The following is a 25178-nucleotide window of genomic DNA, read 5'->3' as shown; positions in this document are numbered from 1 at the left end:
CCTTCAAGGTCCCCTTTGCCGTATTGTTATAGGATGGAAAGAGGTGGTTGAACTCAAAAGAATTGATTATAAGAAATTTCCTTGCACGTTTTCTCCTTTTCAAAGTAGCTTTTGGGGAGCTGTCAAGCATGCTTCAGGGTGGAACGCCCATGCTTTTTTGCTGGATGTCGGCTCCTGGCATTCTCAGGTTCTTGTATTAGTCAGGCAATTGGCCCCTTTTTGTTCTCTTGCCTACATCCCCTTTGGACCTGATGTGTTCAATTGTCCTACCCTTGGCGTTTCCCAATTGATAAAGGAGTTATCAAAACAACTTAAGAAACAATTACCCTGGACAGTATTTTCCATCCGATATGATCTTCCTTGGGATGAAGTCAATGATCCAAATGTAATGAAATTGGAGGGCAAACGATTCCACACTTCAAAAGAAAGTGTGCAACCTGATGGTACTGTCCGTGTAGACTTGCATTGGGGATATGAAGCAGTGACCTGTGGCTATAGGGATCGTGCGAAGCGTGCAATCCGGAAAAGTTCCCAGTTTGTTGATGTCTGCTTATGGGATGGGGACGTAAAGGAATTCAAGCGTTGGTACAATGTATATCTGGAAACTGCAAGACGTGACGGATTCTCAGCTCGGACAAGTAAGTACCTCAAAGCCTTGCTTGCTTTGGACAGTAAAGTAGCAGGGGATGTGAAATGTAAACTCATTTTGGCAAAGCACGAAGGTGTCATCATTGGGGGTTGTATTGTCCTGATGAGTTCTTTCGAAGCTGTCTATCTTTTTGGGGCTTCCCTGCGGCAAGATAACTTTACCTGTTCGCATGCGATGCAAGACTTTGCAATCAGGCTTGCCTGTGAGAATGGTTGTACTTATTATGATTTCTTTGGTATTCCGGGCCCAATGGGAAGGGGAATGCATCTGAAAGGGCTTGAATTGTTTAAGCTTTCTTTTGGTGGCCAACCTTATTATAGGACACCGACAACTGACTACGTCACCAATTTCCTTGTATGGAAAATCTATTCAATCTCTGAAAATGCGCGGTATAGACTCAAACGGCATGCGTGGAGTCAAGAAGGGTGTTTGCCAAGTTCCTGAACTGATCTCCTCGATCGAATTCATTGACAAACAGCTCGAAGGAAGTAGCTCCTGGAGAAAGCAAGACGACTTGGGGCAGTTCAGGTAAGCTTTTTGCTTTCTCCTCAGCCTTTGCATAGGCATTGGCGAAAGCCTCATCCATGGTCTGAAAAGGACCGTCAAAGTGAATTTTTTCTTTTTCCATGAGAGGAATCAACTTGTCTTTTGTATATGATCCGCCAAGCAGGGAAATGCTAGAAGCTTCCTTGAGTTCATTGAGCATTGATTCGGCAACAAGGTTCTTGTCTGTACCTCCGCAGATGAGATGAATGGGCATCATATGAAATTTTGCGCAGGTAAAATGAACAGCCTCGGGAATGGTTGCCGCACTATCGTTGACAAGCATTATATTTCCGATAGTTCCAATTTGTTCAATTCTATGAGGAACCCCGCTGAAACTCGACAATGCCTTGAGTATGGTTTTCCATTTGAATCCCAAAGCTAGCAATATTGCATAGGCACTTTTAAGATGTGGCATTTCTTGAAGGACTTTTGCGCAGGACCTATCGATTCCTCTTACTTGTTTTTTATCGAGGCCTGTAAGTTTTTGGACTTGTTTCATGAAAACATCGGGAATGACTGCAAGTTTCGTATGCTTTCCAAACAATTCCAGCTTATCAGCAAGGTACAGGTCAATCGTCTGATAGGAATTCAGATGGTCAGGGTAAAAATTTGTGATGGCACAGATTTCCATGGGAGGAAATTGTCCGCGCATAGCTGCATAGGTATCCCTGATAAGCCAGGAAGAGAACTCACAGACAAGGTAATCAGGCATTTTTCGACCTTCTGCATTTCTTTTTTCCCAATCACTGAGGACCGTGAAGGCACTGATACCCATATTCCCGCATTGCATTGCCTCATATCCAAGCTTTTCCAAGGCATGGGCAACAGCCGCAGAGGTGGTTGTTTTTCCTTTGGTTCCCGTAATGGCAATTATTTTAGTCTGTTCACACCATGGTGAAGAAAAAAGCCAAGCAAAATCGTTGACTACCATCTTGGTTGATTCCAATAGGGGATGATCAGGAGGAATCGCTGGGTTCTTAACTACTATATCAGCCCATCTGAAATCCTGGGCCCTATGATTGCCCGTGATGCATTTTGCTCCTCGTTGTTCGAGTGTCTGTACTTCCGTACCAAGCTGGGAATTGCCTTTCAAATCAGTTACCCGAACTTCATCTCCATGGTCAAGAAAATACGAGGCGGCTGCAAAACCTCCTCCGTGCATTCCTAACCCGAAGACCAAAACCTTCATGAGATTCCCCCCTTGATATACTTATATAGTAGTAGAGATTAGACACGCTGGGCAATAATGTGTTACAAAATTGATAGAAATATTATAGCGAATAGCATAATATGTAGTACCTTTTGGTAAGACCCATATTTATTTGATTACCTCTTGACGCTCGGGAAGCAACTTTGCATAATAGTACGGTAATTACAAAATCAATCGGAATCGGCAGCGGTCGATAACTTAGCCGATTGATAAGGAGCTCTATAGTGCCTTGTGGAAGAAAAAGAAAAAAGCATAAGATTGCTACTCATAAGAGGAAGAAAAAACTCAGAATGAATAGACATAAGAAGAAATAATCTTCTTTACTGCAATTATTGCTTACTGCTACATGCAGTTCACAAATGCAAAAACCGCCGGTCGCTCCGGCGGTTTTCTATATCTTCAAAGAACCATGCAAGTAATTAAAGTATTTCTATCAATTGGTGATATATTGATTTGCTTTGTTGACTGTCTTACCTATGTTATGATAATGTAATTAGAACCTCTTTATCCGCTTTTTTGGCGGATCATACAGTCCATAAGGAGGAACCATGAGAAATTATGAGTTCACCATCATCTTCGATGCAAATGAAGAAAAGACACAAGCTGGTCTTGAAATAGTAACCAGCGCATTCGCTGCTGCCGGTGTAGAGATTACCAAGCAGGACGATATGGGCGTAAAGTACCTCGCCTATGATATCAAGAAACAGGAAAAAGGACATTATGTCTATTTCGAACTGAAAGCAGATCCTACTTCAATTATGGGATTTGAGAAAACATTCTTGCTTTCTACACCGATTTTGAAGTTCCTGTTTGTCAACACGGAAAAATAACTCAAGAATAATTTAAGAGAATTGGAGCATAAGAATGGCAAATGACTTGAATGTGGTCGCGTTGGTGGGCCGTTTAACTCGGGAAAGCGAACTTCGCTATTCGAGTGGCGGTATGGCTATCTGTCGTTTTTCCATAGCTGTTAACCGTAGAAAGAGGACGGCAGACAATAAATGGGAAGATGAAGCCAACTTCTTCGATTGCACAATGTTCGGTAAAAGTGCAGAGTCCCTCAACCAGTATCTGGAAAAGGGTAGGCAAGTATCGATCTTGGGCGAATTGAGGCAGAACCGATGGGAACAGGATGGACAAGCCCGCACCCGCGTCGAGATTGCTGTCAATTCATTACAGCTTCTTTCTAGCCCCAATGGGGATCGTTCCGAGGGCCGTCGAACCGACGGAGGAGCGAAACCACAGGGCTCATATGCACCTAGACCGGCTTCGAATGCTCCTGTGAACACTCCCCCTGTTATGGATATGGGTGGTCCTGAGCAATTTGATGACGATCAGATCCCGTTCTAAAAAAATCCTGCTTTTGCAGTAGATGATGTAAGGAGAAAAATTCATGCGCGATGACGATAATGATTCCAACAATGATATGGATAGCAAGGGTGGCCGCGAAAGAAGAATGGGCGGTCGTAAGCCTAGCTTCAGAAAAAAGGTTTGCAAATTCTGTACACAGAATGCTACGCCCGATTATAAAAACCCCGAATTGCTTCGCCGATATATTACTGAGCGTGGTAAAATCCTTCCTGCACGTATTACCGGCTGTTGTGCAAAGCACCAGAGGGCGGTAACTGCAGAAATCAAGAGAGCTCGTGTATTGGCATATTTGCCTTTCGAAAAGAAATAAGCTTTCGGGAGCGTTATGAATCAGAGTGAAACGGTCAGTATAAGAGATTCAGCCATTGTAGTCGGGGTAAGTTTTTTGCTCTCTCAATTGGTGTTCAGCAATTTCTTGTTTACTATTCCCCTTTTGGTTCTTGCGCCACGGTTTGCCAAGGGAGAAAAAGCATTGATCCCTGTAGGGATAGTTGCTTTACTGGTATTGGCTTCCGAGTTGTACAAGTCGCGTGAAGCGCTTGCAGATCCTGTCGGAAGAGTACTTCTTCTCATTGGATTGTTCATCCCGGTAGTTTTGTTGGTCTCTTGCTCCATTTGGATACTTTTGGAGAAGAAACGACTGTTGGTTCGCTATTTGGCTTCTGCTTCATTTGGAGTGGTTGTCTCTTTGCTTCTTGTAATTTGGTTTTCGAGGGGTTCCAAGACCGTCCTTGCTGTTGACGCTTCTATATTGAAGGCCTTCAAGGTACTTTTTGGGCAACTTGAGAAGAGTGGTTTAGAGAGTTCGCTTAACCAAGCATCCGTATCCTCAACAGATACCGAGTGGTTATATCGAATGGTGGTAAAGTTGGCCGGAGCCGTTTTGGTTCCCATGTGTATGGGCTTATGCGGGTTCGCTTCCTTTATTTCCCTAGGTTTTATCCTGAAACGGGAAGGTACGTTTAGTATCCGTATTTCCCAGTGGAGATTGCCTGAGAATACCCTTTGGGTTTTCCTTGGTTCTTGGACACTGGTTCTGTTTTTGGTAATGCTGAAGGCCAGTTATGTACTCAGGGCTTTGTCCTTGAACATTGCTTTGGGAAGTTCTGTGCTCTATGCTATTCAGGGAATTGCAATTGTGGTGCATTTTATACACCGCAAGAGTCCGGCTGTCAATCTTGGTAGATTGCTGTCGAGCTTGTTGTTGTTAGCGATATTTATTCCGGGATTGAACGTATTGGTTGTTTTCGTGTTGCCTCTTTTGGGGGTCACGGAGACTTGGATAGTGTATAGAAAGAACGAGTAAGGAGTTTTCCATATGAAAATCATTCTCAATCAGGATGTCGCCAACCTCGGAGAAGAGGGAGACGTTGTAATTGTAAAGGACGGGTACGCCCGTAACTACTTGTTGCCTACCGGTACTGCAGTATTGTTCAACAGGACTAATCAGGCCTTGTTTGCATCTCGTATTGCTACTATTGAAAAGCGCAAGATAGAAAAACGTGCCTTGGCTGCTACTCTCAAGGAAAAACTGGACAACACTGTAATTACCTTGGTTGTCTCAGCTGGAGAAAGCGGGAAATTGTTTGGTTCTGTGACCTCCTCCATGATTCAAGAATCGCTCTCCCTCCAGGGGATCGAAGTTGAACGTAAGAGAATTGAGGTTTCCACCCATACAATAAAGATGGTCGGCACCTATAGTGTCAGGATTCGTCTGTATGAAGATGAAAACTCCGAGGTTAAACTCGTAGTTGAAAGTGAATCCCAGGTCAAGGCTCGTCAGGTTGAAGCTGCAAAAGCAGCTGCGGAAGCTGCTAAGGCAGCCTCAAAAGCTGAAGCAATTGCAAAGGCAGAAGCTGTAAAAGCCGCTGCGGAAGCTGCAAAAGCTGAAGCACCTGCAGCTGAAGCGAAGACTGAGTAGTGACAATGGCATCGAATAGTATGTTAGGTCGAGTTCCGCCCCATAATGAAGAGGCGGAACGGGCTGTCCTAGGTGCAATTCTCCTCAATGATAAGGTACTTGCTGAAGTAACCGATTATTTAGGCAAGGATGACTTTTATAAGTCAGGTCACCAAGAACTGTTCGATGCCATTATTCAATTTCGTCAGGATAGTTCAGAAACCCTGGATCTCATTACGTTGAGTTCTTTTCTCAAAAAAAAGGATTTGCTTGATCGCTGTGGTGGACTTTCTTATATTTCCACGCTTACCAGTGATGTTCCAACGACAACAAATGCTTCCTATTATGCCAAGATACTCAAGGCTTTGGCGCAACGAAGGAAGTTGCTGACTTTTTCTTCCAAGCTCAAGGATAGTGCCTATGATGAAGCACAGGATATCCAGAAGGTGATTGATGATGGGGAGCAAAGTCTTTCCAAACTAAACAATGAAACTGCTGGAAGTGATAATTACTATTCTATAAAGGATTTGGTTACCACCACTATTTCAGAGATCGAGGAAAGAAGTACTTCCGGAATCAAGAGTGGATTTGATTCTTGTTATGCACCTCTTGACTCCATGACCGGTGGATTCAAGAAACAGGAACTTATTATAGTCGGAGCACGACCATCAATTGGTAAAACAGCTTTTGCACTCTCTGTCACTTTAAATATGATTGTGAAGAAAAAATACCGGGTTGGATTCTTTTCCCTGGAAATGAGTGCTTCTTCCTTGATGGAACGTCTTATTACCGGACAAAGCCATGTAGATTTTTCTCATATACGAAAAGCTACACTCAAGAATAGTGAAATGAATTCAATCATCGATGCCTCCGGGGCTTTGTATGATGCGGAACTTTATATTCAGGATACCCCGAATATGAAGCTCATGGAGTTACGTGCACAGGCAAGGAGAATGAAGCTGGAACATGATATCCAGATTATTTTTATCGATTATATCGGTCTCATCGATGCCGAGGCTGATGCAAGAATTCCCCGACATGAACAGATTTCCATGATTTCACGATCCTTGAAACAACTTGCGCGTGAACTTGATTTACCGGTCGTTTGCCTTTGCCAGGTAGGTCGGCAAGCGGATGGGGTAGAACCCAAGCTATCCGACCTACGGGATAGTGGATCCATTGAACAGGACGCTGACGTGGTTCTCTTGTTGCATAGGGAAGTAGGTAAGAACAGGACCGATGACGAGGGTGAACGCGAAAAGAACAATATCCAGGAAACAAAGATTATCATGGCTAAAAACCGAAACGGTGAGACTGGTGTATTCTCTCTGGCATTCGTAAGTAATGTTGTTCGATTTGAGGAAATGGAAATGAGTAAAAAGTTTATTTCCGGAAATAATCCTAATGCCTGATTAGGTATAGATGGTGCAAATCAACATACGTCATGAATCCAAAGATCAGGATAACCGCTAAGAAACCAATCAACTGCAATACCCAGTAATGTCGAGGTTGCACCCTCTTTTTGCTGATTGTCTCATAGAGCCCGATTAGCATCTGGCCTCCATCAAAGGCAGGAAGCGGTAGCATATTGCCAATGGCAAGAGAGATGCTGACTACTCCCAATAGATAAAGAAGTGCGCGTATTCCACTGAAGGTGTTGGCTTCCAGTCCCAGTGAAGTTATATCCCCGATCATCAAGGCAGCCCTTGCCATTCCCGTAAATTGCTGACGTACATCAGCACTTTTTCCTGTCAAAATCAAATACAGTGAATGAATGGTATTCCAGGTCATGGAAAATGTTGTAGCAATTCCAATTCGAAGATCAAAGGAAGCATCTGTAATCTTTCTGGTATCGGCAGCAAGGGCAAATGACCAATCACCCTTTCCTGTCTCATCTTTGTTAGGTTCAAAAGAGAGCTCATATACCTGCCCGCTTCTAAGTACTTTCAATTGTGTAGAAGTATTTTCAAGCGAAAGCGCAGTCAGCAAGTCAAGGTCATTGGCGATTTGATGGCCATTGCATCCAATGATAACATCTCCTGCCTTTAGTCCAGCTTTCTTTTCAGGAGTGTGAGGTCTTACACTTCCTACGATTGGAATTTGGCATCGAGAAAGCCCATAGCGAGATCCGTTCTCAGTCTGTTCCGGCACTATTGAAAAAGTAAGATTGGTATGATCCCGCTCTATAAGAAAGCTATGGGAATCTTGGGTGGAACTTTCAAGGAGTTCTTCCAATTCCTCCCAATCCCGTATTTCTTTATTATCGAAGGTCAATACTGTATCTCCTGTTCTCAGACCACCAAAATAGGCGGGGCTTGTTGTGTTGGCCCCAAAGAGAGCAGGATAGGAATTGACTGTAGCAATTACGGGTTTTGTTGAAAGTACGGAATAAGGAATTGCTGCCAGGCAAGTATAAAGGATGATTGCAAAAAGAATATTGGCAAGAGGACCGGCAAAATAGGTGAAAAACCGTTTTATCGGATGCACGGAGAAAAGAGATCCATTTTCAGCATGTTCAAAGGTCTTGGAGTTGCGATCCAGAGCTCGCGTCAGGTCATCAGAACCTTTCATCCGGCAATAGCCGCCGAATGGAAAGAGGCTGATCCTGAATTCAGTGGCATGGAATTGTTTTCCCCAGATCCGGGGTCCCATGCCAAAGGAAAAGACTTCCACAGAGATGCCACAGAGCCTTGCCACGAAGAGATGACCTAGCTCATGGATGATTACTACCAATCCGATTCCAATCAATCCTATCAGGTATTTTCCTGCAAGGCTTATGACTGTATTCATAGGAAACTTCTTGCGAGTGCCCTCGCTTTTCTATCAACTTCGAATGTCTGTTCAAAATCAAGGACCTTAGGACCCCAATCCTTGTCCAAGGTCTTTTGTATTGCCGAGATCATCTGGGAATAGCTGCATTGCTTTTCCAAAAAAGCATGTACTGCGACTTCATCAGCTGCATTGAATGCAATTGGAGTCCCCCCCTTTCTTCGCAAAATAGAAAAAGCAAGGCCAAGCAAGGGAAATCGTGAGGTATCTGGTTTGTCAAAAGTAAGCTGCAAATGGTCGAAGGAGAGAGGGGATACCAAACATTCCGAACCTTCTATCAATGCATTGACAATAGGCAAGGTCATATCTGGTTTGCCTAATTGAGCATATAGGGCCCCATCCTTGAGTCTGATCATCGAATGAACAATGCTTTGAGGATGTATGACCACTTCAATCTTGTCTGGGGAAAATCCAAAAAGATAGGAAGCCTCTATTACTTCCAAGGCTTTATTTGCCAGCGTTGCACTGTCAATGGTAATTTTTTTCCCCATTTGCCAGGTGGGATGACGTAATGCTTGTTCTACTGTTATCGAGGGAAATGCATCAAGGGGAAGATCCCTGAAGGGACCTCCACTGGCAGTAATGACAAGGCTATCTACGTCGACTTTTGAACGATGGCGCAATAATTCATGGATTGCACTATGTTCGCTATCTACGGGAATAATTCGTACATTATGTTCTTGAGCCACATCGAAGAGATAGGATCCGCCACATACGACACTTTCCTTATTTGCCAGCGCAACGTCGAAACCTCGTTCAATACAGGCCAAGGTAGCCTCCAGTCCATCAAAACCTGCAATGGCATTGAGGACTATGTCCGCATCGACAGAATCAAGCATCTGTTTTAAGCCAGAGACAGAACTGAAGGTGGAAAATTCTCCACAGGAAGGGCAACTGCCACCAGTAAGACACACGGCCTCGACAGAAAGCCTAGTCGCAAGCGCAAAGAGCTTGGGATAATCCTTATGGGCCGAGAGTGCAACAACCTGGATATCAAGATGCTTTTCCTGTATTGCCTGAATGGCTGTAGTTCCGATGCTTCCCGTGCATCCTAGCAATATTGCACGTCTCATATAAGAAAGAATGCCAACATTAAATAGAATAACGGTGCGCTTGCCATGATTGAATCGAGGGAGTCAAGAAGACCACCGCGACCGGGCACAATGGTCCCGCTATCCTTGACCTTTGCGGAACGTTTGAAAGCACTTTCAATAAGATCTCCGATGTTGGCCCCCGTACTGGTTACAATTCCGAGCAGTATCGCTTGCAACAGGGAAATTTCACTTTGTATTTCGGGGACAAAGCTGCAATAGAGGGCAGAAAGAAGAATTGTCATGAACAATCCTCCAAGAAAACCGGCAATGCTTTTGTTTGGGCTTACCGCGAACAATCCCTTGTTGTTTCTTCCGAATCCCATGCCAAAAAGAAAGGCAAAGGAATCATTCGAAAAGACAAGGAGAAAAAATAGAATCAACAATGCCGAAGCATGAGGAAATTCAGTTATTCGGATAAGAAAGGTCATCAGAAGTCCTGGATAAATTATCAAGAGGCTTGAACCGCCAAGTCTGGAAAAGGTCTTTGAAAAGCCATCCTTCACCCCGACAAACAACTCACGGGAATATATCATGATAGCCAAGAGAACCAAAATAAGGTTAAGAAGGGGAAATTCAGGAAAATAAGCCGTTTCCAACCATTTTGCCAGAGGCAGGAGCGCAACCATCCAAGGTTCTATATTCAGGTCTGTTCCTTCAGCTTTTTTATAGAGTTGTTTCAATTCCATGGCGCCTATGGTAGTGGCCGCCATAACCAAAATGGTAAAAGCCAAATAGAAATTCTTGGGTAGAAAAAAAATGATACAAAAAATTGAAGGAACCGTAATTACTGTTGTTAAGACTCGCTTTCCAAATGAGCTCATTGAACACCCCCGAATTTCCTGACTCTTTTTGCGAAATCCGTGCAAATCCTTTGCACATCTTCAAAATTCCAGTCAGGCCACAGTTTTTCGTAAAATTCCAATTCGGCATAGGCACTGTCCCAGAGAAGGAAATTGCTTAACCGTCTTTCATTTGCACTGCGTACTATCATATCGACAGGGGGGACCTCGGGCAAGTCCAAATGAGAGCAGATATCCTTACAGGTAATATTTCTTTCAGGTTTTTCTTCAAGGAAACGGTTTACCGCACGACAGATTTCATCTTGTCCGCCATAGTTTATTGCCAGGATACAAGTAATCCCTGTATTGGCCGCAGTAGCTGAAATGGTATTATTGATGACTGTGGCGACTTCCTTGGGGAGTGTAGCGATGTCTCCACGAAATAAAATTCGAATATTGTATTTATTATAGAAAGCCAGTTCCCCATGCAACTTGGAAACGAGCAGGCCCATCAAGTAAGAAACTTCTTGCTTGCTACGTTTCCAATTTTCGGTCGAAAAAACATAGAAAGTGACAAACCCGATGCCTTGGTTGGAAGCTTCCTTGATAACCTTTTTCAAAGCTTTCAGTCCTTCCAGATGACCAGCGGTTCTGGGAAGCGAACGTTTTTGTGCCCACCTTCCGTTTCCATCCATAATGATACCAAGGTGAGTAGGAACAACGGGTCTCTCTTCCATGTCAAATCTCCATGATTTCTTTTTCCTTTTCGTCAGCAAGGCTTCCAACCATTACGATATAGGAATCTGTCATCTTCTGGATCTTTGCTTCGCCTTCTTTTTGTTCATCTTCACTGATATCACTGCTTTTCTGCATTTTTTTCAGTTCATCCATTGCTTCACGGCGAATGTTACGAATGGCAATACGAACTTGTTCAGCATTGGCCTTCGCAGTTTTTACCAGTTGCTTGCGTCTCTCTTCGTTCAAGGGCGGGAAATTCAAGCGGAGAAGTTTTCCATCATTATTTGGAGGTAAGCCCAGATCACTTTTGAGGATTGCCTTCTCAATGGCAGAAAGCAAGCTCTTATCCCATGGCTGGATGACAATCATCCTAGCTTCAGGAACACTGACAGTGGCTACCTGATTGATCGGTGTTTCATTACCATAGTAATCTACCCGGATTTTATCGAGCAGGGAAGCAGAAGCACGCCCTGTACGTAATGCCGAGAAATCCTTAGAAAGGCTTTCAAGACTTTTTGTCATCTTGTTTTCACAATTATCAAGTACCTGTTGCATAAAATCTCCAATAAGACCACCGCTCACGAGATCGTGAGCGGTGTGTAAGAATCGATTTACCTTAATTAGCGCAGGAAGCTGCACCTGCACGGAAGAATGTGTAACTTACAATTTCAAGTTTACCACCGGCTTCCTTGCCAATTTGCGCAAGTTTTTTCTCGACACTCATCGAGTCATCCTTGACAAACGGCTGTTGCAAGAAACAAATCTCGGAAAGATGCTTGGAGAGCTTTCCCTTTATGATTCCCTCAATAACCTTTGCTGGCTTGTCGAGGTTCTCCGCCTGTGCCTTGAAAATCTCCGATTGCTCGTCGATATAGGCTTTGTCAACACTGGAGGCAGTAAGATATGTAGGAGTGAAGGCGGCAACATGCAAAGCGCAGTCATTGGCGAATTCCACGACTGCAGGATTGGCGAAAAGTTCCGCCTTGTCAGCCTTGAATTCAACCAGGACGCCTAAAGACCCTTCTCCATGCACATAGCAGGATGCAAAGCTGGCCGCATCAAGGGGAAGAACAAGAATCCTTTTGACGGACATATTTTCCTTGATGATAGTAATCAGCTCGTTTACCATGCCTACGAGTTCGTCATTGATTTCGGTATAACCCTTTTCAATGATTACATCGCAAATTGCATTGCCAAGTTTTACGAATTCCGCATTGCCGGCAACAAAGTCGGTTTCACAGGAAAGTTCGACCAACACAGCTTTTTCGGAAGTTACCTTGGCGAAAATACGACCATTGTTGGTAGCGCGATCAACACGCTTCGCAATGGCAGCCAAACCCATTTCCTTGAGAATCTTATCTGCTGCATCGAAATCACCATTTGCCTTGATCAGCGCTTTCTTGCAGTCCATCATTCCTGCGCCGGTTACCTCACGCAGCTTTTTTACATCTTCAGCAGTAATAGCCATGCTCACACTCCTTAGTCCTTGTACAAAGTCTCTTCGTCTACGACAATACCTTTCTTTTCGGCAACTACCTCTTCAGAAGTAGTTTCGTCTACGGAAGGTGCTTCAAACTTGGAAAAATCGGCAGAATCATCGGTAGAGAATACAATCTCTTCTTTTACCTCGACCGGTTCTGAAACGGCTTCTTCTACCGGTTCCTCTTCGTTACCGAGGGTTTCGATAATCTGGATGCCTGCTTCACTATCAGCATCAACAACTGCATTGGCGATAATCTCGACAAACAAGCTGATTGCGCGGATGGCGTCATCATTTCCAGGGATAGGGTAGGTGATGTCAGTAGGGTCACAGTTTGTATCAACAACTGCAATTACGGGGATTCCGAGACGCTTGGCCTCTTCAACGGCAATTGCTTCTTTCTTGGTATCGATAATGAACAATGCTCCAGGGAGATCCTTCATATCCTTGATACCGCCAAGGTTCTTCTCAAGTTTGATCTTCTGCTTGGTAAGCAAGGAAACTTCTTTCTTGGTAAGGGATTCAAAAGTACCGTCGATTTCCATCTTCTCAATTTTCTTGAGGGTGGATACGGACTTCTTGATGGTTGAGAAGTTGGTCAACATACCACCGAGCCAACGATTGTTGACATAGGGCATACCGCAACGTTTTGCTTCATTCTCGATAGCTTGCTGTGCCTGTTTCTTGGTGCCGACAAAGAGAATGGATTTACCCTGTTTGACAACGGCACGAACTGCGTCATAAGCTTCTACGATACATGCAGAGGTCTTCTGCAAATCAATGATATGGATTCCATTTCTCTGGCTGAAAATAAAACGAGCCATCTTTGGATTCCATCTTTTTGTCTGATGGCCGAAATGCACGCCTGATTCAAGCAGGCTCTTCATGGTTACTACGGACATAATCCTCCTGTCTGACATCAATATATGTACACCTATCGTACATAAAACATTGACGTCACCCTTCATCTGTTACTCACCCCCGCGGGGGCGGAAATTCTGCGCTATCACAAACGGGCACAGTTAGTCCCTAGTATTTCAGAAATCTGGGAAAGTGGCAAGCCTATAACGGTTGTAAAATCACCAACGATTTCACTTACAAGTTCTTTTCCCCTGCCTTGGATCCGATAGGAACCGGCTGCACCTATCCATTCCTTGGTATCAAGATAGTCGTCGATGATTTTGCAGTTGAGTTGCTTGAAGGTAACATATGCAATATCGGTATCTGAATAAAGCTTGTCCCTATACCACAATGCCCAGCCAGAAAATACGGCCTGGGTTTTTCCGCAAAAAGAAGCTAACTGACTAAAGGCCTCTTTCCTTGTAGCTGCCTTTCCTATCAAGTTGCCATCGCAAAAAACCAAGGTGTCGCACGTAAGTACTGGCAGGGTATAGAGAGGATGCATTGCCTTGAATGCATCAAGTTTCCTTCGTGCAAGTAGGTTCACGATATCAGACGGAGCTTCCTGTCCATGACTTTCATCGCAATCGGTAGGGCTGACAGAAACAATGATTCCCAAATCCTCAAGAAGTTTTTTCCGTGCAGGGGATTGTGAAGCCAAAATAAGTTTGGGCATGAGGGATTGCAAATCAGGCAAGTTCAGCCTCCAGATTTTCAATTTCTTCCGAAAGAAGAAACCACTGTTCCTCACTTTTCTCCAATTCTTTCTCCAGGCCTTGTTTTTTTGTGAGCAAATCCGTGATTTTTACGGAATCACTATAATTCTCAATCAAGCCCATGTCTGCAGAAATCCTGTCGATGGAAGCTTGGATGTTTTCATTTTGGGAAAGCAATTGGTCACTCTGTCGCTTAAGGGAAGAAAGACGATTCCGTTTTCTGTTGGCTTCCTTGTAAGAAAGGGCGTTGCTCTCTTCCTGCACTTCCTGAAAAGCTTGTCCTTTTGATTGTATGGCTTCCTTTTGTTCAAGTTTATAGGAAAAATAAGAATAATCTCCATCGAAGAATTCAGGGGGACTATCATTGGTAAGATAGAGGATCCTGGTTGCTATATGTTCAATGAAGTAGGCGTCATGGCTTACAAAAACCATTGTCCCGTCATATTGTTTCAAGGCTTCGAGCAACATTTGTTTTGCATTGATATCCAGATGGTTGGTAGGTTCATCGAGGATCAAGAGGTTTGCAGGGTGCAACAGGATTTTCAGCAGAGCCAGTCTGCTGCGTTCCCCTCCGCTGAGCACCGAGACGCTCTTGAAGACATCATCACCGGAGAAGAGGAAGGAACCAAGATAGTTTCGCATCTTTGGAAGATCAGCGGTTGCAGCCTGGGCCGAGACTTCTTCAAGTACCGAAAGTTCCGGATTGAGGGTTTTTTCTGTATCCTGGGCAAAATAGCCAATGGAAACTCCGCTGCCCAAGCGTATGACTCCATTGTATTGCGTATCGTTGTTGCAAAGCATTCTCAAAAGGGTGCTTTTGCCAGCTCCGTTACGTCCTGTGACTGCAAGCCTTTCCCCCTTTTGAACAATCATCGAGAAGTCATCAAAGATTTTTTGTTCGCCGTAATGCTTTTCAAGATTCTCTACAATGACTACATCGTTGCCACTATGAGGAGAAGGGGGGAACGTGAAGGAAAGTTGCTTGAGATGGGAAGGTACTTCGACAAGCTGGACCTTTTCAAGTTGTTTGATCCTGCTCTGGACTTGTTTGCTCTTGGTTGCCTTATACCGAAAACGTTCGATGAATTGCTCAGTTTTCCCCATTTGTTCCTGTTGTTGTTTGAACAGTGCTTCCAATTGAGCTATTTCTTGTTCCCGCTGAACCAGATATTGGCTATAGTTTCCGCTATAGTGTGTTAGTTTCCCGTTGAAAAGCTCAAATACCTCATTGATGGTTTCGTCCAGGAAGTTTTGGTCATGCGAGACAATCATGACACCGCCATCATAAACCTTCAGGTAATTTTTCAGCCAGAAACGGGCTTCAATATCAAGATAGTTCGTAGGTTCATCAAGAAACAGGACGGTAGGATGTTCGACCAGGACCTTGGCAAGGGCTATGCGCATTTGCCAGCCACCGGAGAATTCCAGGCATTGACGGGAGAAGTCAGGGACTGAAAAACCAAGACCTGCAAGTATTTGTTCTATCTGTTCCTTTCTCCCGTAATATCCCCCTTGCAGCAAGGTTTCCTCTATTTCATGGTGCCGAAGCAAAAGTCCCTGCGGATTTTCATCTTCTGTACAGAGAGCAAGACGATTTCCCACCTGTTTTTTCTCTTCCAATAATTGAGAAAATCGTGAAAATCCTTTTTCGACCTCTGAATATACTGTCCCGGCATCAAAGACGATATCGCTCTGGGGTAGGTAAGCTACCCTCAAGTCCTTTGTCGTACTCATTGAGATGCTATCGGCCTGCATGATGCCGGAGATGACTTTCAAGAGTGTGCTTTTCCCACTCCCGTTTCCTCCTGCCAAGGCACTTCTGCTTTTTTCTGTAAGCGTAAACGAAATATCATCAAGGATATCTCTGTCTGCGAATGCCAGGTGCACGTTTTGTACCTGCAACGTTGCCATTGTGCGACCCCTTTATGTAAACGGGTGTTGATATGCCCGTACTTTGACGTTATTATAACAGTAACACATGCATGTGTTCGGTGACAATCCACCCCATGTCCAGGAGGTCCTTGATGCTTTGTCTGACACTTACCGGTTCTACCCTTGAAGAAGACCGTTCCTTGGTCATAAGAAACCGGAAGTGGATATCCCTTGTCGAGTTGCGGGTAGACTTCCTTTTGCCTGAGGAACAACGCAAGGCCTCTCTATTTCCCTCCATGGTTGATCTCCCTGTAATTCTGACCCTGCGCAGGGTTTGCGATGGGGGAAGATGCACCATGGGTGAAAAGCAAAGATTGCAGATGCTCTACGATATTGCCAAGGGTGATTTCTCCTATGTCGATATCGAGGAAGATGTCAAGAAGGCAGAGCTAAAATTCAAGGAAGCGGGGACTGAGACAAAAATTGATTTTGAAAATCTCTTGAGGATGCGGAATATAAGAATAATTCGGTCCTATCATGATTTTGAAAAAGTTCCTGCCGATATTTATGGACATATATCGAAACTAGCCGCAAAAGGCGATATTGCCAAGATTGCGGTTACCCCGAAAAGCATGATTGATGTCATTTCTCTTTTCAAGGTCCAACAAGAACTAAAATCCATTAAAGACAAAATAATCATCGGAATGGGGGATTTTGGTGTTTGTACCCGTATCCTTTATAAGAAATGTGGTTCGCTGCTTTCTTTTTGTACTGATGGAACCCAGCAACTTCCTGCCCCAGGCCAATTATGTGCCCAAGTTATGAGCGAGTTATATAGAAGCGACAAACTTGATGAGCATACTCACATTTATGGAATTATCGGAAACCCCGTGCACCATACTTCTTCTCCCCTTATCCATAATCCGGGTTTTGAGGCCATTCATTATAACGCAGTGTATGTTCCGTTCCTGGTCGATTCTGTCAGGGCGTTTTTCAAACTTGCGGAGATGATTCAGATACATGGTTTTTCCGTAACGGTTCCGCATAAAAGGAATGTTCAGCCTTATTTAGGTCGAATTACCCGTGAAGTCAAACAAATAGGGGCTTGCAATACCGTAACCAGAATCCAGAATATGTGGAAAGGAACGAATACCGATTATTATGGTTTTCTTGCTCCTATTGCCAACCAGTTAGCCCAAGGGACAATTCACACCGCTCTTGTAATCGGTGCCGGTGGTGCAAGCAGGGCAATAATCTGGGCCTTGCACAACAGAGGGGTCAAGGTGACGGTTATAAACAGAAGCCTTGAACATGCCCAATCAATTGCCTCCGAAACAATGAGCACCGTTGATAGCTTGGAGAATTGCTCGCATTATAGTGGAAAAGTCGACTTGATTGTCCAGACGACCAGCGTAGGAATGACACCCAATGAAGAAGGCGATCCTGTGCCTGCACTTAGGTTCTCAGGCAAGGAAATCGTATATGAGCTGATTTACCATCCTAGGGAGACGGTATTTCTCAAACGCGCAAAGAGTGCGGGATGTCGGGTCATTGAGGGGCGAGATATGCTCATGGAACAAGGAAAGTTGCAATTTGAAGCTTTTACCGGGTATCACTATCCTCATTGGATAAATCCGAAGATCTAGAATCAGCAGAGATAATATCGGAGTTGACGTACCATGAATATCTTGCTTACCGGGATAATCTTCACTTCCATCGTTGGCATGACAGCAGCTTTTAAAAGAGCTTCCTTTTGAGGAGTGTAGGCAACTTCCAAGGCTTGAACGACCAATTCTTGGTCGGTGAGTTGCAGTTGCAATGCAAGATTCTTTTTCCCTGCAGCCTGTCTGCATAGGCTTACTTTTCCCTGATAATCAAATCCACCGGCCTCAATTACACCATTGACAATCTGACCTACGATTTGTTCCTTGCTGAGGATCATCCTTGATTCATAGCGCTGTAACAAATCCTGTCGTTGGGTTACTGTCAGATTTTGGTTTTCTATGGCTTCCCTGATTTCGGTTTCGGGATTTCTTTGCTTTGCAGGCACCCCTTCGATTGTCATTTCTGGGTTATAGCTTCCTATATGGGCAAGATGAACAAGTCCCTCGAATTCCGGGTGATTTTCCTTGATGACCAATTCTACCTGTTCCTGTGAAATGGTAGCGGAGATAAGAGAGCCCGTAGATGCAAGGATTTGTCTCCATATATTCTCAGTGGATCGTTTCATGAGGAAGATGCCGTCAGAGAGCTTTTTCAAGCAATGCTCCTGTAAATTATCGAGACTCTCGATCAATCGCTCTGTTCTTCCGGAGGTACAGAGAACCAACCCGTCATAGATGGTGACCTGGCTGTAACGGTCGTACGTGATTTCAAGGATCTTTAACAAGGATTGGATCATGGCGGGGGAACTGTTTTCTGTGAGATATCCCTGTATCTGTTGATAGGTGAGTCCATTGTCCAGTGCTCTGCAAAAGCTTTGCGGGGAAACCTTGTAACTGGTCTGGCGATCAAGTCTTTCGAGGTCAGAGAAACGATAGAGAATATCAGGACTAGGACAAGTTCCATTGTAACTGACGGTATAATCGCTATCTATGACCAAGGTTGTCCTTTCCTGCCTTTCTTCAATTGTGTTGGCATGCCAAAGATCATCCAAGGTAACGATTCCCCAAGTATTGAGGCAATCGAGCAAGGAGGATTCATAGGTAATTCCATACCGCAACGCAACGGTCTTGACAAGAAGTTTCAACGAATTTGTATCGCAAGAACCAATGAGGGCGAGAATTCCCAGCAAGGTATTGGCAAAACCAATGGCTTCCTGTTTTATTGGATGGGGAAGTTCCCAGGCAATGAAACAACAAAGAACTTGACGGTCATTGAGTTCCAACAACCAATTGGCCTTCGGAAAGTCAACAAGGATTTTTTTATCCTTTCCATGATACAAAATACCCATGCTGAGGAATAATTCTCCTAGCCTGAGGAATAATTGCTGGAGTTGTTCTTCGCCAAAAGCCGGGAATAAACTGACATATTCATCTTTATATGCGTGTTTGGCTTCTTTATTGATCAGGGAGAGATAAGCCCGTATGAATTCTGTTGAGCAGTAAGGGCCATTTCTGGTGATGCTTTTCGAGGTTCCCAAAAGTGGTTTGAGACTTGAAAATTCATCCAAACGTGTTTTCAAGAGGGGATTGAATATAAGGTTTCCCTCTTCATTGAGCAGAATCATGCGTTCCTGTAGGTTGGAAACTCTTCTTAGTAAAGTTCCGTAGCTTCCCTTGGCTTTCAGCAGAGTGGTAATCTGTTCTGCTTTCACCGGTCCTGCCAGCTTGATATAACTGAGTATGAAACAGTCCAGTTCATCAAGCAAGTCAATGATTTTATCCTGGATAATTGGCTGGGAGAAAAAATTACAAAGTTTGGTAGTCAATGCCGGCTTGTGAAAGGGCGTTGAAATCAAACCAAGGTAGTTTTTTGCAAGGTAAAAATAGTTTTCCTCAGAATACCTGCTAAGAAGTTTCTTGAAAGTTTCTTTTGTATCATCGTTGATCAATTTTCCCATACCTCGATTTCATAGGAATATCCTTGTTCAGCAAGAAATTTTTGGCGGTTTGCCGCGAATTCTTCTTCAGAGGAATATCGTGTGACCACAGAATAGAAGAAGCTGGACCTATTTTTGGGTCTGAGTATTCTTCCCAATCTCTGGGCTTCTTCCGAGCGAGATCCGAAAGTTCCCGATACTTGGATTGCCACTGAAGCATCAGGCAAATCAATGGCAAAATTGGCAACTTTGCTTACTACCAGAATATGGGACTCTCCTTGCTTGAAGGCCCGGTAGAGTTCCTCTCGCTTTGCATTGGGTGTGCTTCCCGTAATAATGGGAAGGTCAAAGGCCAAGGCGATACTTTCCAGTTGTTTTATATATTGTCCGATGATAAGTATATAATCATCGGGATGTCTGGCCACAAGGCCTTTTACCACTTCCAGCTTCATGGGGTTTTCACTTGCCAGTCGATATTTCTCCCGTTTATTGGCAATGGCATAGGGAATTTCCAGGTCAGTAGGGAGGTCTAGTCGTATTTCACTGCAATAAGCCTTGGCTATAAAGCCCTGTTGCTGCAGTTCATTCCAGGGAACATCAAAGCGTTTGGGGCCTACCAGGGAAAATACCTCATCTTCCCTTCCATCTTCACGAACCAAGGTTGCCGTAAGGCCCACTCTATAGATAGCCTGCAATTCAGCAGTTATCTTGAAAACGGGGGCAGGAAGCATGTGCACCTCATCGTAAATGATCAAGCCCCACTGGCCCCCTGTCAAAAGTTCCAGGTGAGGGAAGGGCCCTTCCTTGTCAGGACGGTAGGTAAGGACTTGGTAGGTACAGACAGTAATTTCCCTGGGATCTTTTTTTTCTCCGGTGTATTCCCCGACTTGTTCAGGTTCCAAAGTCATCTTGTCAAGAATTTCAGATATCCATTGATGTACGGCCGCAACATTGGTAGTTACGATGAGGGTCCTGGTTTTCAGTTGGCTCATGATATTCATCCCAACGACAGTTTTACCTGAGCCGCAAGGAAGGACAATGGTTCCGTAGCCGCAACCGGGTCCCAAATCCCCGAGCAAGGCCTGTGATGCTTGTTTTTGGTATGTTCGAACAACGAGAGGCTTGCCACCTTTTGTCTCTTCCCTCATTTGCATTTCAACAGGTATTCCCTTTTCAAGGACAATCCTGTCGTCAACGGGATACCCCATTTTGATCAACTGTAGTTTTACTTCACCACGGTTATATTTCTCGATGAGAAAAGATCGATTACCCTTGATGATCATAAGCTTCGCAATGAGTTTTCGAGCCATGATTTCACTTCGGATCCTTTCAGTCTTGACCTCAAGTTGGTAATATTGAGGATCCTCACTTTCCGAAAGGACAATCTTCCCAAAACGAGAGGCAATATCCTTTATATAGAACAAGACGCTATCACTGATAGGAAACCGTGACCAAAAGGAAAGTCTTTCACATATATAATCGCTTGTTATTCCGGTGGAAGTCGCATTCCAAAGTGAAATGGAGCTCAGGGCATAGGTATGTACATGCTCAGGACTCTTGATGAGTTCACAGAATCGGACCAAGTCGGCGCGACAGGCTTCTGCCTCGCTATGATGTACGTCCAAAAGCATCGTCTTGTCGCTTTGGACTATGAGAGGTTTGTCATTCATTTTTGTCTTCCATGTGCACAGTAAAAAAGATCCAACAAGGTGATGGCTACCATCGATTCAACGACAACCACTGCCCTGGGGCAGATGCAAGGGTCATGTCTGCCCTTGATTTCCAATAATTGTTCATGATTGTCCACGTCCACGGTTTTCTGGGGACGAGCAATCGAGGGAGTTGGTTTGATTGCAGCCTGAAGAACTATCTCCTGACCGCTGGAAATGCCTCCCAGAATTCCGCCTGCATGATTCGAAAGGAAACCAGTAGAATCACGCTGATCATTACATTGGCTTCCTCTCATGGTTGCACAGGCAAAACCATCGCCGATCTGCACACCTTTTACGGCACCGATGCTCATGACCGCATGGGCAAGAAGCGCATCCAGCTTGTTGAAAACAGGTTCGCCAAGGCCCGCGGGGACTCCCTGGACATGACATTCTATGATACCCCCGATACTATCATCTTCGGATCTGACCTGTTCAATAAGCTTTTCCATTTCCCTTGCTGTTTCACGATCCGGACAGCAAAGAAAATTATTGGCTTCCTCCCAATTGCGTTTCTGGGTGGAAAGGGTTCCTATTTGAACAGTTCCTGCAAATATCTTCATGCCTTTTTGTGCCAATACTTGTTTTGCAATTGCTCCCGCGGCAACCCGGGCGCTAGTCTCTCTTCCCGAGGATCTGCCACCACCTCTGACATCACGTATGCCAAATTTTTGTTGGAATCCCCAGTCTGCATGACCGGGACGGAAAACTTTTTCAAGTGCCGAATAATCAGCGGAATGTTGGTCCTTGTTGAAAAGCACCAAGGTGAGGGGAGTTCCCGTCGTAACACCTTGATACAAGCCTGAGAGTATGGTGACAGCATCTTGTTCGCTTCGAAATGTCCCAAGAGGGTTTGCTCCCGGGCGTCTACGATCCATCTCCGATTGAATCATGGAAAGATCAAGTTTGATTCCAGACTCAATGCCATCGATGACTACCCCTAGGCCTTCCCCATGTGATTCACCAAACGTGGTGATGGTAAAAGCAGAACCAAAACTATTGTGGCCCATTGAAGACTCCTTCCTATAGTCTGGCAAAAAGGTATTTTGCCGTCTCCCTAACATCGGGATAATCAGGCAAGTTTACCACAATATCACACCTTTTGCCATAGCGCTCGTTTCTTATGGCATATAAACGTGCGAATGATCCCTGCGGGTCGGAACCATCGAGAAAAGGAGGTATTCCATCAAATAGGATGCGTTTGAGTAAAACCGGCTCCTCAACTTTCAGATATACGCTTTTTCCATAGGAACAAATCAATTCCATCAACGATTCGTTGTCGCAGGCTCCGCCGCCAAGGCTGACGATGCAGGGAGTCTTGTTTGTTTCAAGAAATGAATGCAAAGTCCTCAGTTCCAGATCCATAAAAGCTTGCTTGCCCTGAGTCTTGAAAAAAGTCCTGACAGAGGAACCTTCATCGAGGCTCTTGAGGATGAGATCGTCATTATCTACGCAAAAAGTTCCCATCATCTTGGCTACAAGGTTACCCAAGGTTGTCTTGCCACAGTGTTTTATCCCGCAGAAAAAGAGGTATTCTTTCATGGTCAGTATTTGTCAAACAAATCGATCCAATCCTCATTATAGGACTGAAGGGAAGGGAGTCTGGATGGAGCCTTGCCGAAATAATTCTTTTGCCTGGCCATTTTTCGCTCATAGGTCAATGTTTCTACCTGCTGCTGGTATCTTGCCTCATGAAGGTTCTTTTTTATCTGTTCACGATGATAATTGCTCTTTATTGTCTTTTTCAACGCATAATGAAACGTAACGATCATGAAGTACCAGAAAAAGGAGAGCAGGATTGGCTGTAATTCATCAAGGGTGAAGGCCAGGCTCTGTATTCCGGGTTGCGAGGCTATCAGATAAAGTTTTTGCGCATTTGGCCCTATAAGGAATACTGTCACCAGCAAGGGCACGATCCAATATAGTCCTTGGCGAGAAAACAAAAACCTCAGGCAGGCCGTAAAAGCAAGGAAATTGAGGAGAAGGCAAAGAAGTGCAACTCCGTATTTTTCTATCATGATGCCTCCGCTTTCCAAAGTAACTGTTCCTATGATACCATAGGGATACTGTTTGGGGAATAACCATGGAATTGCAAAATTTACTCTCTGAGTCGGAAATGACAAGTCGGTTGCATGAACGGGCCAATGACGTTCGTGGTTCTTTTTACCGTGATACTACGGCGATTATCCATTCCTCGCCCTTTCGAAGACTCAAGCACAAGACCCAGGTGTTTTTTGCACCAAGCAATGACCATATATGCACCAGGATGGAGCATTGTCTTCATGTTGCGTCCATTGCTTCCTCTATTTGCAGGGGGCTTTCCCTTGACACGGAACTGGCGTGGGCAATTGGCATGGGCCATGATCTTGGCCATACGCCTTTTGGCCACACCGGAGAAAAGATACTGTCCGGTTTCTTGGTCCAAGAAGGCTTTGCTCCTTTTGAGCATGAGGTGAATAGTCTCAGGGTGGTTGATTTCCTTTCCGAACATGGGAAAGGATTGAATCTGACCTATGCCGTGCGTGATGGAATTGTCAGTCATAATGGCGAAAGGCTTATGCAAACCCTGAAACCGGATTTTACCATCAAGGATTTTTCGAAAATTCGTTCTCGCAAGAATCTGGTCCCCTCAACCTATGAAGGGGTAGTGGTAAGATTCAGCGATTCCATTGCCTATCTTGGACGTGATTTTGAGGATGCCTCCCGATTGAACATCGTACGAAAGGAACAGCTTCCCCTGATTGTCACCAAAAGGCTTGGATGCACCAATGGAGCTATCATTGATACCTTGGTCTCTGATGTAATTGAAAATTCAAATGGGGATAAGGGAATAAGCTTCAGTGATGAACTGTTCCCCGCCATTCAAGCGATGATCCAGTTTAATTACGAGCATATTTACAAGAGTCCCTTGCTTGAAGGCTATGAACGATATTTTTCCCGTCTTTTGAGACTCATCGTAGATTATCTGAAGATGCTTCTTGATACCTATGGATTTGATGAACAACGGTACGCTTCCGAGAAAAACATGCTTGCAATGGGCTTTTTCCACCATCTGGTGGAAATGAAGGATCCGTATCTTGAACACGATGGATCCCTCGACCTGCTTGTCTATGACTACGTTGCAGGAATGAGTGATAATTTTTGCCTGGATTGCGCAAATGAAATTCTCAAGCCGGAACATCTGAACGATAGTATCGAGCATTCCCTGACCGGAAAATGGTTTGATGCCCGTTAACCGAGCTCCTTCCCAAGTTTCTCGATTTCCTGAATAAATTGGCCAAGGTCATTGAACGCCTTGTAGACGGCGGCAAACCGTACATAGGCAACCAGATCCACATGTCTGAGTTGTTGCAGGGCTGTATCGCCGATATCCGACGATTCTATTTCACGCTTTGAACCAGCCTTGATCACGATTTCATCCTCAATGTTTTGCAAGAGCGTATCTATGGTTGTTTCGCTGATCTTCAATTTCTCGGTACAACTACGTATGCCTCTTCCCAATTTATTGAGGTCAAAGGGTTCTCGTCTTCCGTCGCGTTTGATAACCATGAGAGGTTTGTCTTCAATGCGTTCATAGCTGGTAAATCGGTATCCGCAATTGAGACATTCACGTCTTCGTCGAATTGATGATCCGCTGGTGTTTTGTCTCGATTCAAGAACTTTGTCGTCCATGGAACCACAATGTGGACAATGCATTTGTACGCCTCCTTTTTCTTGAATTGTACTGGAGAAATGAGTGCAATTCAAGGCTTCTAGTGTTTCATATATGAGATAAAACAGTGATATTGCTATAAATAACACCATATATGGAACAGGTGATAGGTCTTTATTCAACGAATCAAGA

The 25178-nt window shown here is 44.4% G+C and carries 25 protein-coding genes; 9 read left to right on the top strand and 16 right to left on the bottom strand.

Features of this window, described 5'->3' with window-relative positions:
• Positions 1-43 precede the first annotated feature (43 nt).
• Positions 44-1093 (top strand): peptidoglycan bridge formation glycyltransferase FemA/FemB family protein, encoded by a 1050-nt coding sequence (locus ACHZBG_RS15645; protein WP_320130400.1) that lies wholly within the window; start codon positions 44-46, stop codon positions 1091-1093.
• On the opposite strand, the gene murD is transcribed toward ACHZBG_RS15645, so the two are convergent.
• Positions 1047-2384: a UDP-N-acetylmuramoyl-L-alanine--D-glutamate ligase gene (gene murD, locus ACHZBG_RS15640; RefSeq protein ID WP_320130399.1), complete on the bottom strand. Its 1338-nt coding sequence runs from the start codon at positions 2382-2384 to the stop codon at positions 1047-1049. The two genes, ACHZBG_RS15645 and murD, sit on opposite strands and share 47 nt — an antisense overlap.
• Positions 2385-2953: 569 nt before the next feature.
• On the opposite strand from murD, the gene rpsF reads away from it, so the two are divergent.
• The 6 genes from rpsF to dnaB all read left to right on the top strand — a co-directional run bounded on the left by rpsF (position 2954) and on the right by dnaB (position 7088).
• Complete coding sequence (rpsF, locus tag ACHZBG_RS15635) at positions 2954-3235, top strand: 30S ribosomal protein S6 (RefSeq protein WP_320130398.1); 282 nt, start codon at positions 2954-2956, stop codon at positions 3233-3235.
• Between the two features lie 34 nt (positions 3236-3269).
• Positions 3270-3755: a single-stranded DNA-binding protein gene (locus tag ACHZBG_RS15630; protein ID WP_320130397.1), complete on the top strand. Its 486-nt coding sequence runs from the start codon at positions 3270-3272 to the stop codon at positions 3753-3755.
• A 76-nt stretch (positions 3756-3831) separates the two neighbouring features.
• Positions 3832-4086 carry a 30S ribosomal protein S18 gene (gene rpsR / locus ACHZBG_RS15625; RefSeq protein ID WP_394699417.1) on the top strand — a complete coding sequence of 85 codons (255 nt, stop codon included), beginning with the start codon at positions 3832-3834 and terminating at the stop codon, positions 4084-4086.
• A 15-nt stretch (positions 4087-4101) separates the two neighbouring features.
• Positions 4102-5082 carry a DUF2232 domain-containing protein gene (locus ACHZBG_RS15620; protein ID WP_320130395.1) on the top strand — a complete coding sequence of 327 codons (981 nt, stop codon included), beginning with the start codon at positions 4102-4104 and terminating at the stop codon, positions 5080-5082.
• Between the two features lie 12 nt (positions 5083-5094).
• On the top strand, positions 5095-5697 hold the full coding sequence (gene rplI / locus ACHZBG_RS15615; protein ID WP_320130394.1) for a 50S ribosomal protein L9: 603 nt from the start codon (positions 5095-5097) through the stop codon (positions 5695-5697).
• A 5-nt stretch (positions 5698-5702) separates the two neighbouring features.
• Positions 5703-7088, top strand: coding sequence for a replicative DNA helicase (gene dnaB / locus ACHZBG_RS15610; protein WP_320130393.1), 1386 nt, complete (start codon positions 5703-5705; stop codon positions 7086-7088).
• Here dnaB and rseP read toward each other — a convergent pair.
• The 9 genes from rseP to ACHZBG_RS15565 form a co-directional block, all read right to left on the bottom strand.
• On the bottom strand, positions 7078-8466 hold the full coding sequence (gene rseP, locus ACHZBG_RS15605) for an RIP metalloprotease RseP (RefSeq protein WP_320130392.1): 1389 nt from the start codon (positions 8464-8466) through the stop codon (positions 7078-7080). The two genes, dnaB and rseP, sit on opposite strands and share 11 nt — an antisense overlap.
• The gene (gene dxr / locus ACHZBG_RS15600) at positions 8463-9578 is read right to left on the bottom strand and encodes a 1-deoxy-D-xylulose-5-phosphate reductoisomerase (protein ID WP_320130391.1); all 1116 of its coding nucleotides are present in this window, start codon (positions 9576-9578) and stop codon (positions 8463-8465) included. Before dxr ends, rseP begins: the two co-directional genes overlap by 4 nt.
• On the bottom strand, positions 9575-10420 hold the full coding sequence (locus tag ACHZBG_RS15595) for a phosphatidate cytidylyltransferase (RefSeq protein ID WP_320130390.1): 846 nt from the start codon (positions 10418-10420) through the stop codon (positions 9575-9577). The genes dxr and ACHZBG_RS15595 overlap by 4 nt, the downstream gene beginning before the upstream one ends.
• Positions 10417-11115, bottom strand: a complete 699-nt coding sequence (gene uppS / locus ACHZBG_RS15590; RefSeq protein WP_320130389.1) for a polyprenyl diphosphate synthase — start codon at positions 11113-11115, stop codon at positions 10417-10419. The genes ACHZBG_RS15595 and uppS overlap by 4 nt, the downstream gene beginning before the upstream one ends.
• Before the next feature lies 1 nt (position 11116).
• Positions 11117-11671, bottom strand: a complete 555-nt coding sequence (frr, locus tag ACHZBG_RS15585; RefSeq protein WP_320130388.1) for a ribosome recycling factor — start codon at positions 11669-11671, stop codon at positions 11117-11119.
• A 61-nt stretch (positions 11672-11732) separates the two neighbouring features.
• Positions 11733-12584 carry a translation elongation factor Ts gene (gene tsf, locus ACHZBG_RS15580; protein ID WP_320130387.1) on the bottom strand — a complete coding sequence of 284 codons (852 nt, stop codon included), beginning with the start codon at positions 12582-12584 and terminating at the stop codon, positions 11733-11735.
• A gap of 11 nt (positions 12585-12595) precedes the next feature.
• The gene (gene rpsB, locus ACHZBG_RS15575) at positions 12596-13498 is read right to left on the bottom strand and encodes a 30S ribosomal protein S2 (RefSeq protein ID WP_320130386.1); all 903 of its coding nucleotides are present in this window, start codon (positions 13496-13498) and stop codon (positions 12596-12598) included.
• 104 nt (positions 13499-13602) lie between these two features.
• A complete protein-coding gene (locus tag ACHZBG_RS15570; protein ID WP_394699413.1) occupies positions 13603-14193 on the bottom strand; it encodes a Maf family protein in 591 nt (196 codons plus the stop codon).
• Positions 14186-16123 carry an ABC-F family ATP-binding cassette domain-containing protein gene (locus tag ACHZBG_RS15565; protein ID WP_320130384.1) on the bottom strand — a complete coding sequence of 646 codons (1938 nt, stop codon included), beginning with the start codon at positions 16121-16123 and terminating at the stop codon, positions 14186-14188. The genes ACHZBG_RS15570 and ACHZBG_RS15565 overlap by 8 nt, the downstream gene beginning before the upstream one ends.
• A 113-nt stretch (positions 16124-16236) precedes the next feature.
• On the opposite strand from ACHZBG_RS15565, the gene aroE reads away from it, so the two are divergent.
• Complete coding sequence (aroE, locus tag ACHZBG_RS15560) at positions 16237-17730, top strand: shikimate dehydrogenase (protein WP_320130383.1); 1494 nt, start codon at positions 16237-16239, stop codon at positions 17728-17730.
• Between the two features lie 2 nt (positions 17731-17732).
• Here the strand turns inward: aroE and ACHZBG_RS15555 are convergent, their stop codons facing one another.
• The 5 genes from ACHZBG_RS15555 to ACHZBG_RS15535 are packed head-to-tail and all read right to left on the bottom strand — an operon-like array spanning position 17733 to position 23352.
• Positions 17733-19646 (bottom strand): hypothetical protein, encoded by a 1914-nt coding sequence (locus ACHZBG_RS15555; protein WP_320130382.1) that lies wholly within the window; start codon positions 19644-19646, stop codon positions 17733-17735.
• Positions 19634-21295 carry a DNA repair helicase XPB gene (locus tag ACHZBG_RS15550; protein ID WP_320130381.1) on the bottom strand — a complete coding sequence of 554 codons (1662 nt, stop codon included), beginning with the start codon at positions 21293-21295 and terminating at the stop codon, positions 19634-19636. The genes ACHZBG_RS15555 and ACHZBG_RS15550 overlap by 13 nt, the downstream gene beginning before the upstream one ends.
• Positions 21292-22344 carry a chorismate synthase gene (gene aroC, locus ACHZBG_RS15545; protein ID WP_320130380.1) on the bottom strand — a complete coding sequence of 351 codons (1053 nt, stop codon included), beginning with the start codon at positions 22342-22344 and terminating at the stop codon, positions 21292-21294. Before aroC ends, ACHZBG_RS15550 begins: the two co-directional genes overlap by 4 nt.
• A gap of 13 nt (positions 22345-22357) precedes the next feature.
• Positions 22358-22876, bottom strand: a complete 519-nt coding sequence (locus ACHZBG_RS15540) for a shikimate kinase (protein WP_320130379.1) — start codon at positions 22874-22876, stop codon at positions 22358-22360.
• Between the two features lie 2 nt (positions 22877-22878).
• Complete coding sequence (locus ACHZBG_RS15535) at positions 22879-23352, bottom strand: hypothetical protein (protein ID WP_320130378.1); 474 nt, start codon at positions 23350-23352, stop codon at positions 22879-22881.
• A gap of 65 nt (positions 23353-23417) precedes the next feature.
• On the opposite strand from ACHZBG_RS15535, the gene ACHZBG_RS15530 reads away from it, so the two are divergent.
• Positions 23418-24569 carry an HD domain-containing protein gene (locus tag ACHZBG_RS15530; protein WP_320130377.1) on the top strand — a complete coding sequence of 384 codons (1152 nt, stop codon included), beginning with the start codon at positions 23418-23420 and terminating at the stop codon, positions 24567-24569.
• On the opposite strand, the gene nrdR is transcribed toward ACHZBG_RS15530, so the two are convergent.
• Entirely contained in the window at positions 24566-25030 is a 465-nt protein-coding gene (gene nrdR, locus ACHZBG_RS15525; protein WP_320130376.1) for a transcriptional regulator NrdR, read from the bottom strand. The two genes, ACHZBG_RS15530 and nrdR, sit on opposite strands and share 4 nt — an antisense overlap.
• Positions 25031-25178 lie beyond the last annotated feature (148 nt).

Origin of the sequence: uncultured Sphaerochaeta sp. (assembly GCF_963676625.2) — a bacterium.
Classification (GTDB): domain Bacteria; phylum Spirochaetota; class Spirochaetia; order Sphaerochaetales; family Sphaerochaetaceae; genus Sphaerochaeta.
The sequence above is the reverse complement of the archived record's forward strand: the minus strand, read 5'-3'. Positions and strand labels throughout refer to the sequence as shown.